The following is a 15723-nucleotide window of genomic DNA, read 5'->3' on the forward strand; positions in this document are numbered from 1 at the left end:
TGACACGGCGCCCCTGACACGTCGAACCCGTGGAGCGACGGCCAGAGTTCAGCAACTCTCAATGAAGAGAAAGAAGACACAGTGTTCACAGGACGCAAGACACGCATCCTCGCGGGGCTCGCTGCGGCGGCCCTCGCGGTGGGGCTCGCGGGGTGCGCCTCGCAAGCCGAGCAGAAGCCGGAAGGGCCGGTGGAGATCCGGTTCACGTGGTGGGGCGGCGACGCTCGCCACGAGCTGACCAACAAGGCGCTCGACGCCTTCGAGGCCGAGAACAAGGACATCAAGGTCGTGCGCGACTTCGGTGGCTTCGACGGCTACCTCGACAAGATCACCACGCAGTACGCCGGCGGCAACTCGCCCGACGTCATCCAGCTCTACAACGAGGTGCTCGTCGAGTTCGCCGACCGAGGGCAGCTCTGGGACCTCAACAAGGCGGTCGACTCCGGCACGCTGTCGCTGGAAGGCTGGCCGCAGGACGTCGTCGACACGACCACCGTGGGCGACGAGCTGGCCGCCCTCACCTTCGGCTCGACCACGCACGCCTACATCTTCGACCAGACCGCGTCGGAGAAGTACGGCGTGACCGCGCCTGCCGAGGGCTACAGCTGGGACGACCTGAAGACCTACTCCGAGGCGATCTCGAAGGCGAGCGACGGCAAGGTCTGGGGCACCACCGACCTGTCGCACAGCTACCAGATCTTCGAGGTGTGGGCCAAGCAGAACGGCGAGGAGTACCTCACCGCCGACGGCATCGGCTTCTCGCAGAAGACGCTGGAGTCGTTCTGGCAGTACTGGGCCGACATGCGCGAGGATGGCGCCGTGCCCAGCCCCGACGTGTCGACCGAGTACCTGGGCACCCCGTACGACGCGGTCGTGCAGGGCGTGGTCACCTCGACCTTCCTCTTCACCAACCAGTTCGCCTCGGTGGCGGACAGCACGCCGTCGACGCTCTCGATCGCGCGGATGCCCGGCGAGAACCCCACGCCCGGTCAGTACCTGCGCTCGGCGATGAACCTCACCGTGTCGAGCCAGTCGAAGCACCCCGAAGAGGCGGCGCGCCTGGTGAACTTCCTCCTCAACAGCGACGAGGCCAACGAGCTCCTCGGCACCGACCGCGGGTTCCCGTCCAACACGAACGTGTTCCCCGCCGCCACGAAGGGGCTCGAGGGGGCCTCGGCGGAGGCCGCGAAGATCTTCGAGTCGGTGCGCGAGAAGGGCTCGCCGGCCCCCGTCCCTGCGCCGGTCGGATCGGCCGCCGTCAACACGATGTTCAGCGAGTACGCCCAGCAGGTGCAGTTCGGCCAGCTGAGCGTGACCGATGCGGCCGCGCAGTTCCTGAAGGCCGCCGAGTCGGAGCTCGGCTGATCCGATGACCGACCACGCCACTGACCCGGAGCGCGCCGTCGTCGACGACCCGGCGCGCCCGGGGAGGGGCCGGGTGCGGGCCCCGCACGGGTCCGCACCCGCTCGGTCCGCGTCGCTCCGACGGGCGATGCGGCGGAACCGGATCGCCCCCTACCTCTTCCTCACGCCCTGGCTGATCGGGTTCTTCGTGATCACGCTCGGGCCCATGCTGTATTCGTTCTACCTCTCCTTCACCGACTTCAACCTGCTCGGGTCGGCGGAGTGGATCGGCATCGACAACTACATCGAGCTCTTCACGTCCGACCCGAAGTACCTCGAGTCGGTGCGGGTGACCCTCGTCTACGTCTTCGTGTCGGTGCCGCTGCAGCTGGCGTTCGCGTTGCTGCTGGCGGTGCTCCTCAACCGCGGACTGCGCGGTCTCGCGCTGTACCGCTCGATCTACTACCTCCCCTCACTCATCGGGGCCAGCGTCGCGATCGCGGTGCTGTGGCGGCAGATGTTCGGCCGGAACGGGCTCGTCAACCAGGTGCTCGACTGGTTCGGCATCGTCGGGGAGAGCTGGATCGGAAACCCCGACACCGCCCTCGGCACGCTCATCATCCTCAACGTCTGGACCTTCGGGTCGCCGATGGTGATCTTCCTCGCGGCGCTGCGCCAGGTGCCGGAGTACCTGTACGAGGCCGCCGCGGTCGACGGTGTCTCCAAGTGGAAGGCGTTCTGGCACATCACGCTGCCGATGCTGACGCCGGTCGTGCTCTTCAACCTGGTGCTGCAGCTCATCGGGGCCTTCCAGGCGTTCACCCCCGCCTACGTCGTCTCGGGCGGCACCGGCGGCCCCGTGAACTCCACCCTCTTCTACACGCTGTACCTGTACCAGAAGGGCTTCGCGAACTTCGAGATGGGCTACGCGAGCGCCATGGCCTGGGTGCTGTTCTTCTTCATCGCGATCGTGACGGCCGTCAACTTCTGGCTGTCGAGGTATTGGGTGCACTATGACGACTGAGACCGCCGCCCTCATCACCCCCGCCGGGCGACGCCGCCGCCGCGGGGAGGAGAACGTCCGCCCGCCGCGGAAGCGTCCGCTGGCCCACCTCATGCTCATCGGGTTCGGCGTGCTCATGCTCTACCCGCTGATCTGGATGCTGGGCGCCTCGTTCAAGGAGAGCCAGTTCATCTTCTCGGAGGTGAGCCCGTTCCCGAACCCGGTGACGCTGGAGAACTACCGGCAGGGGTGGCAGGGATCGGGAGTCGGCTTCGGCACGTACTTCCTGAACTCCACGATCGTGTCGGGACTGTCGGTGCTGGGCAACATGTTCGCGTGCTCGCTCGCCGGCTTCGCCTTCGCCCGGATGGAGTTCCGCGGCCGCAAGTTCTTCTTCGCCGCGATGCTCGCGACCCTCATGCTGCCCACGCACGTGCTCCTCGTGCCGCAGTACATCCTGTTCTCGAACCTCGGCTGGGTGAACTCGTTCCTCCCGCTCGTGGTGCCGAAGTTCCTCGCCGTCGACGCGTTCTTCATCTTCCTGATGGTGCAGTTCCTCCGGGGGCTCCCGCGGGAGCTCGACCAGGCGGCGATGATCGACGGCGCCGGGCCCTGGCAGACGTACTGGCGGATCATCCTGCCGCTCACGCTGCCGGCGCTCGCGACGACCGCGATCTTCACGTTCATCTGGACGTGGAACGACTTCCTCACTCCGCTGCTGTATCTGCAGGATCCGCGCATGTACACGGTTCCGCTCGGTCTGAACGCGTTCCTGGATGCCAGTGGCGAAAGCGCCTGGGGTCCGATGTTCGCCATGGCCGTGCTCTCGCTCGGTCCGCTGTTCGGCTTCTTCCTGGCCGGGCAGAAATACCTCACCTCCGGAATCGCCACGACTGGTCTGAAAGGCTGAACCCGTCCATGTCCTCTCATCCCCTCGCCCGTGTCGCCGTCGTCGGCGCCGGGGGCATCGGAGCCGCCGCCCACCTCCCGGCCGTCACCTCGCTCGCGGGCGAGGTGGAGCTCGTGGCCATCGTCGACCTCGACGAAGAGCGTCGCACGGCGGCCGGTGCGCAGTTCGGATGCGGCAACCTGTACGCCGACATGGCGCAGATGCAGGCGGAGCAGCGCCCCGACATCGTGATCATCGCGACGCCGCCGCACCTGCACGAGCCGCTGTCGATCCAGGCGATGCGCGCGGGGGCGTGGGTGTATTGCGAGAAGCCCCTCACTGGGTCGCTCGCGAGCGCCGACCGCATCATCGCCGCCGAGGCCGAGACCGGGCAGTGGACGATCAGCGTCTCGCAGTTCCGCTATGCCGGCGGGTCGCAGCAGGCACACGAGGCGCTCCGCTCCCACCGGTGGGGGCGGCCGCTCATCGGCGTGGCCCACACCACGTGGTACCGCGGGCCGGAGTACTGGGACATCCCGTGGCGCGGGAAGTTCGCGACGGAGTTCGCCGGTGCCACCACCACGCAGGCTTACCACGCGGTGGATCTGCTCCTGTGGCTCATGGGCGGCGACTGGGCCTCGGTGAGCGGCATCGCCGACACCCTCGCCCGGCCGATCGAGGTGGAAGACGCCTCGGCCGCGGTGGTGAGGTTCGAGTCGGGCGCGATCGCCACTCTGCTTTCGACGGTGCTCTCGAGCAAGCAGGAGACGCGGCTGCAGGTGATCGCCGAGCGCGCGACCGTCGACCTGGACACCCTCTACCTTCCGCAGTGCGACGAGTGGTCGCTCAGGCGGATCGACGAGGAGGGTCAGACGGTGGTCGACGCCTCGTGGCCGGTGCCCGAGCCCCCGCTCGAGGTGAACGCGCATCGCTCGCAGCTGCAGGCGATCCTGGCCGCCTGGCGTGAAGGCCGTGTGCCCGAGGTCACGGCGAGCGAGGCCCGTGCGACGCTGGAGTTCCTGACGGCGCTGTACAAGAGCTCCGCGACCGGTGGACCGGTCGCGCGGGGCGAGATCGGCGCCGGTGACCCGTTCTACGAGGCGCTCGACGCCGCCGGACCCGACCGCAAGGGAGTGCATGCCCGTGTCTGACGTCTCCATCCGCCGCGACGGCGATGACCTGCACCTCACGGTGGACGGGAGCGAGGTGGGACTATACCGCGCGAGCGACGAGAGCATCCCCGCGGTCAACACGCCCAAGCCGTACTTCCACCCGTTGCGCACCGTCGGCGGCGTGGTGGTCACCGGGTTCGCGCCCGACGACCACCCGTGGCACCACGGCCTGGAGTTCGCCTTTCCCCGGGTCGGCGCTCACAACCTGTGGGGCGGCGGCACCTACTTCGGCCCCGAGCGGGGCTATGAGGTGGTGGAGGATCAGGGGCGCATCCGCCACGACGCCTGGGGAGAGGTCGATCCTAGCCGCTTCTGGCACACGCTCTCCTGGCTCGGGCACGACGGCGAGCCGCTGCTGACCGAGGAACGGTCGTACCGGCTCCACGCCGTTTCCGCCGACGAGACCACGGGCTGGCTCCTCCAGCTCGACACGGTGCTCCGCAATGCCACCGACGAGGAGGTGGCGATCGAGACTCCGGCTCAGCGCGGCCGTCCCGACGGCGGATACGGCGGCTGGTTCCTGCGGTTCGCCGAGGGTTTCACGGCAGCGGGCCTGACCGCCGACGGCGAATCGGTAGAGGCTTCCGGCGCGGCCGGAGACACCTTCGTGATCGATGGGCGCACCGCCGCCGGTGAGGCCGTGACGGTGGGCATGCACTACGGCCCCGGAGAGAGCGCGGGGGAGCGGCGGTGGCTGTACCGGTTCGAGCCCTTCTCGCTCGCGGGATTCGCCGTGGCCTACGACCGCGGGCTGGTCGTTCCCGCCGGCGGCGAGCTCTCCTTCTCCCACCGCATCGCCGTGTTCGACGGGTCGATCCCGGGCGACGCGGTGACGGAGGTGCTGCGCGGCTGACGGGGGCTGGTTCACCGCCATTCATGTCGCGACGGAAGCGGCGTAGCGGGCCCTGACAAGCCGTGGTTGGACACATATCGGAGGTGCGGCAAATGAGCGTTGGGTCCGATTCGCCGGTGACTACCGGACAGCGGTTTCTTTCGGTGCGGCAGATACGTTTCAGGGATGACTCACGCACCACGAGATCCGACCTCGGAATCGGCGCTCGCTGGAGTCGTCGTCGGGCTGCTGCTTCTTGTAGCAGTCGCGTCCCTCGCGGCTGGTAGCGCCCTACAGTCTTCGCTGAGCGGTGGGCTGCCGCCCTACGGCGCCACGGCGTCAGAGGAAGCGCGCTGGGCGTGGGGAAGGGCGCTGTGGGCCATCGGAGCCACGTTGGCTCTTGGCTGGGCCGTGCTTGTGGTCGCGATTCGACGAAGGATCGGACTCCGCCTGATTCCGGCAGTCGGTGTTGCGCTCGGCGGAATTGCCGTCGCGCTCTCCATTGCATTCGTGGCCTGGATCCTCTTCCTCGCCTGAATCGGTTCCCGACCACCTCGCGAACGGGTGCCTCATTCGACGGCTCAGGGACGCGGGCTCGGCAGTTCCGCCCCGTAGCCGTCCTCAACGCGCCGCGGTGGACTCCCGTGCGATCAGTTCCGGGGCGGGGTCGGCGACCAGCTCATTGGTCAGCGGCTCGCCGCCCAAGTGGTCGAGGAGCATCGTCGCGGCGCGCGCGCCGGCCCGGCGCATGGGCATGGCGACCGCGGTGAGGGTGGGGACGGTGTAGCGGGCCATCCACGCGTCTTGGATCGTGACGATGCTGAGCTCCGAGGGAACGGCGACGCCGGCCTCGTGCGCGGCGCGGAGGGCGCCGATGGCGGCGTTGAGGCTCGCGGTGACGAGGGCCGTCGGCCGCGACGACAGCGCGAGCACCGTGCGGGTGGCCGCGGCGCCGGCGGGGGCCTCCCATCCGGCGGGGACGATCCACTCCTCGTGCACGGCGAGGTCGGCGGCAGTCATCGACTGACGGAAGCCTTCGAGGCGGCGGAGGGCGGCGTCGTGGCGGGGCGCCCCGGCGATGAAGCCGATGTCCTCGTGACCGAGGTCGCGGAGGTGATCGATCGCGATCGCCACGGCGCGACGGTCGTCGAGGGCTACCGATCCCACGTGCCCGTCCAGCCGGGTGTTGAAGAGGACGACGGGCACGTCGAGCTGGGTGGCGGCGAGGAGGTCGTCGTCGGTGAGGTGCTCATTGCGCTGCAGGATCACCCCGTCGACGCGGCCGTGACCGATGACCTCCGCGACCGACCGCGCATCGGCGGAGTCGGTGTCGAGCTGCGCGAGAAACACGGACGAGTGCCGATCGTGCACCACTTCCTGCACCCCCTGGTGGAGGCTCGAGAAGATCGCGTTGTTGACCTCGGGGACGATCAGCGCGATCGCCCCGGCCCGCGACAGCCGGAGCGCCCGGGCGCGGTGGTCGGGCACGTAGTTGAGCTCTTCGGCGGCCGCCATCACCCGTTCCCGGGTCTGCGGACTGATCCGCGCCTCGGTGTCGTTGTTGAGCACGCGGGAGGCGACGCTCAGCGACACCTGCGCACGCGCCGCGACGTCTCTGAGGCGGGCCATGCCGCTGATCCTATCGATTGCGCAGCCTCTCGTGGGGTCTCACTGCGCCTAGATCGAACTGCCCGACGCGACCAGGTCGGCACGGACGTCCTCGCCCCGGATCGCACGGTAGGGCACGTCGCCTCGGAGCGAGCGCACCGTCGCCAGAGCGGCGGCGTTCCCATACTCGAAGCACTGCGCGGTCACCCGCGCCGACGCGAGCGCCTCGTGCTCGGCGCCCAGGCACCGTCCCGCGACGATGATGTCTTCGCCGGCCTCCGGAACGAGGCTGAGATAGGGCACGTCGTACCAGTCGTCGATGAGCCAGTGGAGCTTCGGCGCGGCCCCGTCGTGGAGCTCGATCGGCCACGGTGAGCGGACGATGCCGTCGGAGCGCTTCCGGCAGGCGACGACGTCGTCGTTCGTGAGCATCTCCACCGCCTCGATCGAGCGCGTCTGACGGATGCCGGCTTCGACCCCGGTATCGACGACGAACGCGTCGGCGCACCCGGCGACCGCGCCCCGCAGGAAGTCGGCGTACGCGCGCACCTGACGGCGCCCGCGGACCTCGGCGATCGTGAAATCCTCGGGGTCGACGACGTTGAGCATGCGGCCGTCGGCGGCGGTCAGCCGCGTGGCGTTGACCATGAGTTCGCCCGGCCGCGTGGTGGCGAAGATCCAGATCTTGTCGCGGGGAAGATCGGCGCCTGTCGCGCGCGCGGCGACGATCGCCTGCGAGACGGCAGGCGGGCTGATGGTGTCGTCGCCGAACTCCGCCCAGAACGCGTCGGTGTCGACCCCGCCGAGGCGGAAGAACATGGTCGGGTTCTGGATGCGGCCGCCGTCGCCGTAGCGGTAGCGCCCGCCGGCCCGGGCGACCACCGCGGCGTCGCCGGAGGCATCGATCGTCCGCCGTGCGTGCACGGCGGTGCGCCCCGCCTTCGACTCGATCGCGACGCCCAGGTGCCGGTCGCCGTCGAGGATCGCCGCGACGACCGACGCGTGGAAGATCACCCGCACCCCGGCACGCTCCAGCAGGTCGTCGGCCGCCTCGCGCCAGACGACCGGGTCGTGCGCCGAAGCCCATGTGCGGCCGTAACGCTGTGGCGGGGTGAGCCCGCCGCGATCGTGCAACGCGACCCGGAACCGCTCGGTGAAGCCGTGCACCACCTGCTGCGGCGCCGCGTGGTCACCGGCGAGGTACATGCCGCAGATGGTGCCGCTCATCCCCGCGACGGCGGCGCCCCCGGCGAAGCCGTACTGCTCCACCAGCACGACGTCGAGCCCCTGCTCGGCGCAGACGACCGCGGCGGCCACACCGGCGGCGCCCCCGCCGACGACCACGACGTCCACGTCGGCGAGCACCGGGAGGCCGTGGTCCGCGGGCAGCACGCTGCGCTCCTGCCACGAGGCGTCGTGCGGAAGGGGAGACGCGGCAGGTGGCATGGTCATCGGCCCTCGAAGCGTGCCGCGCGCTTCTCGACGAAGGCACGGACGCCCTCCCGGCCATCGGCGCTCGCGAAGAGCGCGAGGAGGGATCGGGTCTCCTCCTCACTGCCGGGAGAGCGCCCGTGGGTCTCGTACGACGCGCCGATCGCGCTCTTGGCCGCCGCGAGGGCGAGCGGAGCGCGGGAGACGAGGTCGGCCACGCGCTCATCGACGAGCGCGGACAGCAGTTCCGGCGTCGTGACGGCGTTCAGGAGCCCCGCCGCCTCGAGCTCGGGCGCCGACAGCACGCGTGCGGTGAGAATCGCCTCCTTCGCGCGCGTGGGCCCGAGGTGGCGGACGAGGCGCTGCGTGCCCTCCCAGCCGGGGATGAGGCCGAGCGTGATCTCGGGAAGACCGAAGCGCGCGCGGTCACTCGCGAACACGAGGTCGGCGGCGAGCACGAGCTCGAAGCCGCCTCCCATCGCGATGCCGTCGACTGCGGCGACGACGATCGTGGGACTCGAGCTGAGACGGTGCATGAGCGACTTCGCACGCGCGCCGAAGGCGGCCAGCGCGTCGAGGTCGTCGAGGCTGCCGGCGTAGCTGGCGATGTCGGCGCCCGCGCAGAACGCGGCTCCGCTCGCCGAGATCACCATCACCGGCAGGCGCTCGTTCTCGGCCCGGTCGAGTGCGGCGTGGAGGCCGTCGAGCATCTCCCGGGTGAGCGCGTTGCGCTTCTCCGGCCGGTCGAGGCGCACGTGGAGCGCGCCGTCACGCGCCTCGACCCGGATCCCGGTGCTCATGCCACGGCTCCCGTACTGCGCAGGGCGTGAACATCGTCGTCGCTATAGCCGAGGCTCGTGAAGACCTCGGCCGTGTGCTGGCCGAGCTCCGGCGGCGCCGTCCGGACTCCCGGACGCACCCCGTCGTAGGTCACCGGATGCTTGAGCACCCGCACGGTTCCGGCATCGGGGTGCTCGTACTGGTCGAAGCTGTCGTTGTGCTGCACCTGCGGGTCGGCGATCACGGCGTCGTGATCGTTGACGGGCGCCCACCACATCGCGGCGGCGCGGAAGACCTCCGCCCATTCGGCGGTCGGTCGGGTCGACAGGTGCGCGGCGACCCGCGCGTTGACGTCTTCGCGGCGGGCGAAGGCGTCGCCGGGCTCTATGCCGTTGAAGCCCTCGTCGTCGAACACCTCTCGCAGTTTCTGGGGGCTCGTGAGCGACAGGCAGATCCACCCGTCCGCGGTGCCGAACACCCCGTAGGGCGCGGTGTAGAACGGGCTCGACACCCCGCTCGCCGAGCGCTCGCCGCGGAAGCCGTTGAGGGCGTAGGTCAGTGGCTCGATCTGCAGGTCGAGGGCGGCGTTGAGGAGGTTGCTCTCCACCTTCGTGCCCACTCCCGTGCGTTCGCGTCCGTGCAGGGCGGCAAGGATGCCGAAGGCCCCGAGTACCGCCCCGTGCTGATCGACGATGCAGGCCCCCGTCGGCTGCGGCGGCTGGTCGGCGCGCCCGGTCGCCATCGCGAGACCCGACATCGCCTGGATGAGCACGTCCTGCCCCGGGCGGTCGACGTAGGGTCCGTCGGACCCGTAGCCCGACAGCGACGCGTAGACGAGGCGCGGGTTGCGGGCGTGGAGCGCCTCCCAGCCGAACCCGAGCCGGTCGAGGGTGCCGGGGCGAAAGCTCTCGATCAGCACATCGGCGCTGTCGAGCAGGCGCAGCAGCGGCTCGGACGCATCGGGGTGCTTGAGGTCGACGACGATGCTCCGGACGTTGCGGTTGCCGAGACCGAAGAACGGGCTGTGCCCCTCCAGGAACGTCCCCGGCCCGGTCCACGAGCGCTCGAACGCGCCCGTCCGCGGTTCGATCTTGATGACGTCGGCGCCGAGGTCGGCCAGCAGCTGACTGGCCGACGGTCCCTGCAGGAAGTGCGTGAAGCTGACGACGCGGATGCCGGAGAGCATCCCCGGGCCCGCCGCGGGGGTCGCGGACATCAGAAGATCCCCGTCCGCACCTGGAACTTGCTGGGTTTGCCATAGAGCGGCTGGCCGCGCTCCACCCAGTCGGCCACCCAGTCGATCATCCGTTCCACCCCGACCACGGGGTTGCCGAGGAGGTGCTGCGCGCGCTCGCAGTTGACGAACAGCGCGCTGTCGCTTTCCTCGCCCTCGAACACCGGGGCGACACCGAACCTCCGGCCGAACTCCTGCGCCACATGGCGCACGCTCACGCATTCCGGGCCGCCGATGTTGATCGGTGTCGCGGGGGTCTCGCAGTGGGCCAGCAGCCGCACGAACTGGTTGATCGCGTCGCCCTGCCACTGGATGTTGACGTTGCCGGTGGCCAGCGGAATCGGGGTTCCGGTCTTCACCCAGTCCGCGATCTCCTGCAGCACGCCGTACCGCATGTCGATCGCGTACACGAAGCGCACGATGCGGCCCGGGGTGCCGTGCAGGCGCGAGAAGTACTGGAACGTCCGCTCGCGCCCGACGACGGAGTTGGCGTACTCGCCGGGCCGGGCCAGCGGCGGCACCTCTTCGGTCACGCCGCCGCGCCGGGGGTCGGACCACGGGTAGACGTGGATCGTCGACAGTGCCACGATGCGGCTGTCGCGGAAGGCCTCGGCGACATAGCCGGGCACGAGCGTGTTCATTGCCCACAGGAAGTCCTCGCGCCCGCGGTAGTCGAACTTCAGCCCCGCCATGTAGATGACGTTCGGGAGTTTGGGGAGCGCCTCGACGGCCTCGCGGTCGAGCAGGTCGGCGGTGATCGCCTCCACGCCGTGCTCTTCGAGATACTCGCGCGAGCCCGCATCGCTGAAGCGGGCGACCCCGACGACGCGCTTGTGCGGGGCGGCGCGCTTGATGAGCCGCGCGAGACCGAGCCCCATCTTCCCGGCGACACCCAGCACGATGACGTCGCCGTCGAGGGCGGCGAGGTCCGCGACGGTCGCCGACGTGGGGCGCGAGAGGAATTCGTCCAGCGCGTCGACGTCGTCGAACCGGTCGGGGAGCGGGTCGCGGTCGAGCAGCAGCGGTGGGGCGGTCGTCGTCATCGGGTGTTCCTCCAGGGTCACGTCAGCCACGCGTCTCGGTGCGCGGCGACGAAGTCGTCGTCGGTCAGGTGCGGGTAGGACGCCTGTACGCGGGTGATGTCGTCGGCCTGTCCGGGGGAGAGGGTCTCGTTCTCGTCGAGGCACCACACGCCGTCGAGGAGACCCTGACGGCGGAGCACCTCGTGCACGCCGGGGATGCATCCCGCGAAGTCGTGCACGGCGTCGTAGACCGCGCGGTTCGCATCGGTCACCTGGCTGTCGAGGGCGAGGAGGCGCGCGGGCACGGTGTCGTCGCGAGCGGTGCTCCGCAGCTCGTCGAACAGCTCCACGGCCCGGCGCGTCCAGACGCTCCAGTGTCCGAGAAGGCCGCCGACGATCCGCACCGTGACGAGCTCCTCGCCGCGACGGATCGCGAAAGGCTGCAGCAGGTCGAGCACGATGTGGTCGTCGTTGCCGGTGTAGAGGGCGATGCGTTCTTCGGCGCGAGCGTCGACCACGGCGCGGACGATGTCGATCGTCCGGTAGCGGTTGAAGGGGGCCATCTTGATCGCGATCACGCCCTCGATCTCGGCGAACCGTCGCCAGAAGTCGTAGCTCAGGTGCATTCCGCCGACCTCGGGGAGGAGCGCGAAGCCGATCACCGGCGCCACCTCCGCCACGGCACGGCAGTGGGCGAGGATCTCCGCCTCGTCCGAGCCCCGCCACGACGCGATGTTGAGGAGCACGGCGTGGTACCCCGTCGAGAGCGCGAGTTCCGCTTCGGCGACGGTCTGGCGCGTGTCGCCGATGACGCCGGCGATCAGCGCGACGGGTCGGTCGGTCCAGGTCGCCGCCTCTTCGGCGGCGATGCGGAGGACGTCGGGGAAGAGCCCCGCGGCGCGGATGCCGAACTGGGTCGTGTGCACACCCACCGCGAGACCGCCGACACCGGCGTCGAGGTAGTAGCGGCTGAGGGCGCGTTGGCGGCGCTCGTCGATGCGCCGGTCGGCCGTCAGCGCGAGGGGATGCGCCGGGATGACGGCGCCGCGCGCGATGATCTGCCGAGCGGCGTCGGCCGCGCTGTCGGGCTGCTGGAGCGTCACTGCTCACCTTTCGTTCTGGGGGAATCAAAGCACAGGGAACGAGAGGAGCGCAACCGTTTGTTCACACGTGCTGCATCGAGGTGCGCAATCCGTTGCTCATTCGCGTGCGCAGGCAGTGTCCGCCGCGGGTCACGGGGCTGTGGATTCTCCCGGCACACGACTCCGGACGGAGGAGATCAGCCCGTGGCTGGACGGCGGGGGCTGATCTTCTTCGGGAGAACGCGCGGAGAAGTGCGGAACGTCGCCGGTGGGCGGCGTCAGCTCTTGGAGCCGGTGAGGGCGAGCGTGCCGCCGAGGCCGATCATCATGACGCCACCTGCGCCGGCGAGCGTCGAGGTGCGTCGCGGCGACCGGGCGAACCACAGCCGGGCCGTGCCGGCAGCCAGTGCCCACACGCTGTCGCAGATGAGCGCGAGCACTTGGAAGACGATGCCGAGCAGGAGCAGTTGCGCCCACACCATGCCCGCCGACGGCGCGACGAACTGCGGCAGCACCGCGACGAAGAAGGCGATGGTCTTGGGGTTGGTGAGCCCCACGATGAAACCTTGTCCGAGAAGTCGCCACGACGAGGTCGGCACAGGGTCGGCTCCCGTCGCATGTGCGTGACGATGCCGGATCGCCTGAATGCCCAGATAGACGAGGTAGAGCGCGCCGACGATCTTGATGACGGTGAAGGCGACGATCGACGAGGCGACGATGGCGCCGACGCCGAAGGCCACCGCGACGACCGCTGGCACGGTGCCGAGGGCGTTGCCGACGACGCTCAGTACCCCGGCGCGGCGACCCAACGCGATCGAGCGTCCGATGACGAACAGCACGCTAGGCCCCGGAATCACGATGATCACGATCGACGCCACGGCGAAAGACACGAGGTTCTCGATCGGGATCATGAGGGAACCGTACTCCCGCGGCGCCTGACACGCGAACCCGCGAGATACCGACCGAAGAAAACCAGATCGGCGATAAGGACGGCGAGGGCTGCTCCGAGGGCAAATCGCACGCACGCAACGAGGCCGAAGCCATGCGACCAGATGAATGCCTCGTCCCTCGTGAACTCCGAAACGGTGACTGCCCACATCGCAAGGTCGCTCCTCGAAACAGGCGGAGACACCCTAATCGAGAGCACCCAGCACGTCTTCGAGGCGCCGTTTGATCGCGGCCACCACTTCGCGGCCGTTCGTAGGGGTATAGGCAGGGATGGCAGGGTCATCCAGCGCAGCTTGGAGATCCGACCCCGACAACCCCGCAGGGAGATGCAGGCGCCACTCGTCGCCCGGGGGAGGCGCCGGCAGTCCTAGCTCCCCCATGAACTGCTCAAGTGCCTCCTGGACGTCGGCGATGTCCTCCGCGTCGGCCGGGCGTGTACGCCAGGTCTCACCGCCTCTACTCTCGCGGACCATACCGTGAACCCTCGGCACCCGCTGAACGAAGCGGGGCCCCGCCAGGTAGGCGACCAGAGCCTGCGCTGTGCTAGCGGCGCTCAGAATGACGACCTCCCCTCCACCAGCGATTGGTGTGCTTGGAAGGCAGTCCCAGCGATTGACTTTCACGGAAAGTTGCACCCCGAGCGTCCCGAAGGGCACGCGAAGCCGGCACTCACAATGATCACGATCGACGCCACGGCGAAAGGCACTTCGGATGAGCGGGCGGTGGTCACTTCGCCGTGGTGGCTGTGCGGGCTCGCGGTGCTCGTGAAAAACCGCGGCCCGAGAAGATCAGGTGAGAAATGAGAACGGCGAGGGCTGCTCCGAGGGCAAATCGCAAGCACGCGACGAGGCCGAATCCATGCGACCAGATGAATGTCTCGTCCCTCGTGAGTTCCGCCACGGCGACCGCCACTCCCATCGACAGGGCAGCCGACACGGCAGCGAGAAGCACGTGGAGGCCGCGTCGCGCGAGGATCTCGGCTCGCGCCATCGTGACGGCGAGGTACAGCGCCACGAAGAGCACAAGCGGTAGGGCGTACCAGGGGTTTGCCACCGAATACAACACCGGCATCCAGAACGGTGCAGAGACCACATCCCACACCGTCGCACCCGGAGTCGTGCCGAAGATCGACGCACCCCAGATGAACACACCGTTGTAGAGCACGATGCTCAAGGCGGCGACGCTCGTTCTCATGAACGCGCGCGCTCCTCGTGTCGCGGGAAGCGACTTGGCAGGTGCTTCTTCTGTCATCAGTAGCTCCCAGTCTTCACCAGAGAATCGTAAGCGCAGAAATTTATGGCGGCGAGACAGCCAAAGCCATCGTTCTTGCGCTGCAGGATTCGGGTCCACGTGGAGCTCGAGTCGCGTCTCAGATACGCCTCATGGTTTGGCACAGGACGCCGAGTGCCCGCGAGGATCGAGTAGGATCCAGAACGTTTCACTTCAATTTGAAGCTCCGCGTAGATGGGCAGCGTCAAGGCGGGATTACAGAAAGGGTTGCCCACAGCGATCTTCATGTACAGTCTTGCGCTGGTCGAACTCATCGACTTGTTCGTGGTAGTGATGCCCGAGGTGCCAGCGTTCTTGGTGTCGTCATGGACCCAGACGTTGTTCGAGTTTTTGACCTGGCGCGTTGTGCTGCCGACAGACTTCACGGTAGACATGGTAGCCGTGGTCCACATGAACTGCGTGGTGACCTGAGTGCGGCTGGTCCCGCTGCTGGAACTCCAAGAACGGTTGTCGCCCTTGAAACGGTAGGTACCAGTCGGTGGTGTGCAGGCGATCTGCGGACCCGCGACGTACGCGTCAGCAATGAACGTCCGGTATCGAAAAGTTGTCTTCGAGGGTGCCGCGGCGGCCGCTGATGCTGCGGCCGCTGTTGCTGCGGGTTCGGATTCGCTCGTCGGCACGGTCACTGGGATTCCCCAGGTCGTTGACTCCTGAGGAGGCTCGGTGTCCCCGGCGCGCACGGACGCAAGTTCGTCCTCGGTCAGCAGGTCTTCCCAGCGCTCTTCAGGGATAACTGAAGTCAGAGACGCCTGGTACATGTAGGACTGGCCTGGTGAAGCTGTCTCATCCACGACATTCACGCGGGGCGCGCCGTCGTAAACGAGGGTATCTTCACGGGTCACTTGCAGGCGGAAGCCTTCAATGTCCGGGAGCAGTAGTTCGACGCGATCGTTACTCGCTACAGCCGCAGCGCGACTCTCTGGATCCGCGGAGTCAAGAAGCGCTCCAAAGACCGCAGCAAAACCTCCGTTGCCATCCTCAATCACCGCTGTCTCATCCTCGAACGAGCTTACCACCTCAGCTGGCTGGTATTCTCGTTGAAGCGAGTCTTCTATCGAGACGGAGTCGCCTGCGACCGCGGGAATAAG

At 68.5% G+C, this 15723-nt stretch carries 16 protein-coding genes; 6 read left to right on the forward strand and 10 right to left on the reverse strand.

The window, feature by feature from the left end; genetic code table 11:
- The first annotated feature begins 81 nt into the window (after positions 1–81).
- From AVP41_RS13895 to AVP41_RS16725, 6 genes are all read left to right on the forward strand, one after another.
- Positions 82–1365, forward strand: a complete 1284-nt coding sequence (locus tag AVP41_RS13895; protein ID WP_067165547.1) for an ABC transporter substrate-binding protein — start codon at positions 82–84, stop codon at positions 1363–1365.
- A 127-nt stretch (positions 1366–1492) separates the two neighbouring features.
- Positions 1493–2368 (forward strand): carbohydrate ABC transporter permease, encoded by an 876-nt coding sequence (locus tag AVP41_RS13900; RefSeq protein ID WP_067166034.1) that lies wholly within the window; start codon positions 1493–1495, stop codon positions 2366–2368.
- Positions 2358–3257, forward strand: coding sequence for a carbohydrate ABC transporter permease (locus tag AVP41_RS13905; protein WP_067165551.1), 900 nt, complete (start codon positions 2358–2360; stop codon positions 3255–3257). Before AVP41_RS13900 ends, AVP41_RS13905 begins: the two co-directional genes overlap by 11 nt.
- Positions 3258–3265: 8 nt before the next feature.
- A complete protein-coding gene (locus AVP41_RS13910; protein WP_067165555.1) occupies positions 3266–4387 on the forward strand; it encodes a Gfo/Idh/MocA family protein in 1122 nt (373 codons plus the stop codon).
- Positions 4374–5261 (forward strand): DUF6807 family protein, encoded by an 888-nt coding sequence (locus AVP41_RS13915; protein WP_067165559.1) that lies wholly within the window; start codon positions 4374–4376, stop codon positions 5259–5261. The genes AVP41_RS13910 and AVP41_RS13915 overlap by 14 nt, the downstream gene beginning before the upstream one ends.
- Positions 5262–5426: 165 nt before the next feature.
- Positions 5427–5777: a hypothetical protein gene (locus AVP41_RS16725; protein WP_157532500.1), complete on the forward strand. Its 351-nt coding sequence runs from the start codon at positions 5427–5429 to the stop codon at positions 5775–5777.
- A gap of 84 nt (positions 5778–5861) precedes the next feature.
- On the opposite strand, the gene AVP41_RS13920 is transcribed toward AVP41_RS16725, so the two are convergent.
- The 10 genes from AVP41_RS13920 to AVP41_RS16735 form a co-directional block, all read right to left on the reverse strand.
- Positions 5862–6869: a LacI family DNA-binding transcriptional regulator gene (locus AVP41_RS13920; protein ID WP_067165562.1), complete on the reverse strand. Its 1008-nt coding sequence runs from the start codon at positions 6867–6869 to the stop codon at positions 5862–5864.
- A 48-nt stretch (positions 6870–6917) separates the two neighbouring features.
- Positions 6918–8300, reverse strand: coding sequence for an FAD-dependent oxidoreductase (locus AVP41_RS13925; RefSeq protein ID WP_231902760.1), 1383 nt, complete (start codon positions 8298–8300; stop codon positions 6918–6920).
- Positions 8297–9079, reverse strand: coding sequence for an enoyl-CoA hydratase/isomerase family protein (locus AVP41_RS13930; RefSeq protein ID WP_067165566.1), 783 nt, complete (start codon positions 9077–9079; stop codon positions 8297–8299). The genes AVP41_RS13925 and AVP41_RS13930 overlap by 4 nt, the downstream gene beginning before the upstream one ends.
- The gene (locus AVP41_RS13935; RefSeq protein ID WP_231902761.1) at positions 9076–10275 is read right to left on the reverse strand and encodes a CaiB/BaiF CoA transferase family protein; all 1200 of its coding nucleotides are present in this window, start codon (positions 10273–10275) and stop codon (positions 9076–9078) included. Before AVP41_RS13935 ends, AVP41_RS13930 begins: the two co-directional genes overlap by 4 nt.
- Complete coding sequence (locus AVP41_RS13940) at positions 10275–11336, reverse strand: NAD-dependent epimerase/dehydratase family protein (protein ID WP_157532501.1); 1062 nt, start codon at positions 11334–11336, stop codon at positions 10275–10277. Before AVP41_RS13940 ends, AVP41_RS13935 begins: the two co-directional genes overlap by 1 nt.
- Positions 11337–11353: 17 nt before the next feature.
- Positions 11354–12418, reverse strand: coding sequence for a dihydrodipicolinate synthase family protein (locus tag AVP41_RS13945; protein WP_067165569.1), 1065 nt, complete (start codon positions 12416–12418; stop codon positions 11354–11356).
- A gap of 257 nt (positions 12419–12675) precedes the next feature.
- Positions 12676–13308 (reverse strand): LysE family translocator, encoded by a 633-nt coding sequence (locus AVP41_RS13950; RefSeq protein WP_067165573.1) that lies wholly within the window; start codon positions 13306–13308, stop codon positions 12676–12678.
- A 222-nt stretch (positions 13309–13530) separates the two neighbouring features.
- The gene (locus AVP41_RS16730) at positions 13531–14001 is read right to left on the reverse strand and encodes a DUF5956 family protein (RefSeq protein WP_331709395.1); all 471 of its coding nucleotides are present in this window, start codon (positions 13999–14001) and stop codon (positions 13531–13533) included.
- 70 nt (positions 14002–14071) lie between these two features.
- Entirely contained in the window at positions 14072–14596 is a 525-nt protein-coding gene (locus AVP41_RS13960) for a hypothetical protein (RefSeq protein ID WP_197464341.1), read from the reverse strand.
- Positions 14596–15651: a hypothetical protein gene (locus AVP41_RS16735; RefSeq protein WP_197464342.1), complete on the reverse strand. Its 1056-nt coding sequence runs from the start codon at positions 15649–15651 to the stop codon at positions 14596–14598. The genes AVP41_RS13960 and AVP41_RS16735 overlap by 1 nt, the downstream gene beginning before the upstream one ends.
- Positions 15652–15723: the final 72 nt, after the last annotated feature.

Origin of the sequence: Microbacterium sp. TNHR37B, assembly GCF_001620065.1 — a bacterium.
GTDB lineage: Bacteria > Actinomycetota > Actinomycetes > Actinomycetales > Microbacteriaceae > Microbacterium.

Coding starts and splice junctions, on each gene's coding strand:
- AVP41_RS13900 (WP_067166034.1), top strand. CDS start 1,493: ATGCGGCGGAACCGGATCGCCCCCTACCTCTTCCTCACGCCCTGGCTG.
- AVP41_RS13905 (WP_067165551.1), top strand. CDS start 2,358: ATGACGACTGAGACCGCCGCCCTCATCACCCCCGCCGGGCGACGCCGC.
- AVP41_RS13910 (WP_067165555.1), top strand. CDS start 3,266: ATGTCCTCTCATCCCCTCGCCCGTGTCGCCGTCGTCGGCGCCGGGGGC.
- AVP41_RS13915 (WP_067165559.1), top strand. CDS start 4,374: ATGCCCGTGTCTGACGTCTCCATCCGCCGCGACGGCGATGACCTGCAC.
- AVP41_RS16725 (WP_157532500.1), top strand. CDS start 5,427: ATGACTCACGCACCACGAGATCCGACCTCGGAATCGGCGCTCGCTGGA.
- AVP41_RS13920 (WP_067165562.1), bottom strand. CDS start 6,869: ATGGCCCGCCTCAGAGACGTCGCGGCGCGTGCGCAGGTGTCGCTGAGC.
- AVP41_RS13925 (WP_231902760.1), bottom strand. CDS start 8,300: ATGACCATGCCACCTGCCGCGTCTCCCCTTCCGCACGACGCCTCGTGG.
- AVP41_RS13930 (WP_067165566.1), bottom strand. CDS start 9,079: ATGAGCACCGGGATCCGGGTCGAGGCGCGTGACGGCGCGCTCCACGTG.
- AVP41_RS13935 (WP_231902761.1), bottom strand. CDS start 10,275: ATGTCCGCGACCCCCGCGGCGGGCCCGGGGATGCTCTCCGGCATCCGC.
- AVP41_RS13940 (WP_157532501.1), bottom strand. CDS start 11,336: ATGACGACGACCGCCCCACCGCTGCTGCTCGACCGCGACCCGCTCCCC.
- AVP41_RS13950 (WP_067165573.1), bottom strand. CDS start 13,308: ATGATCCCGATCGAGAACCTCGTGTCTTTCGCCGTGGCGTCGATCGTG.
- AVP41_RS13960 (WP_197464341.1), bottom strand. CDS start 14,596: ATGACAGAAGAAGCACCTGCCAAGTCGCTTCCCGCGACACGAGGAGCG.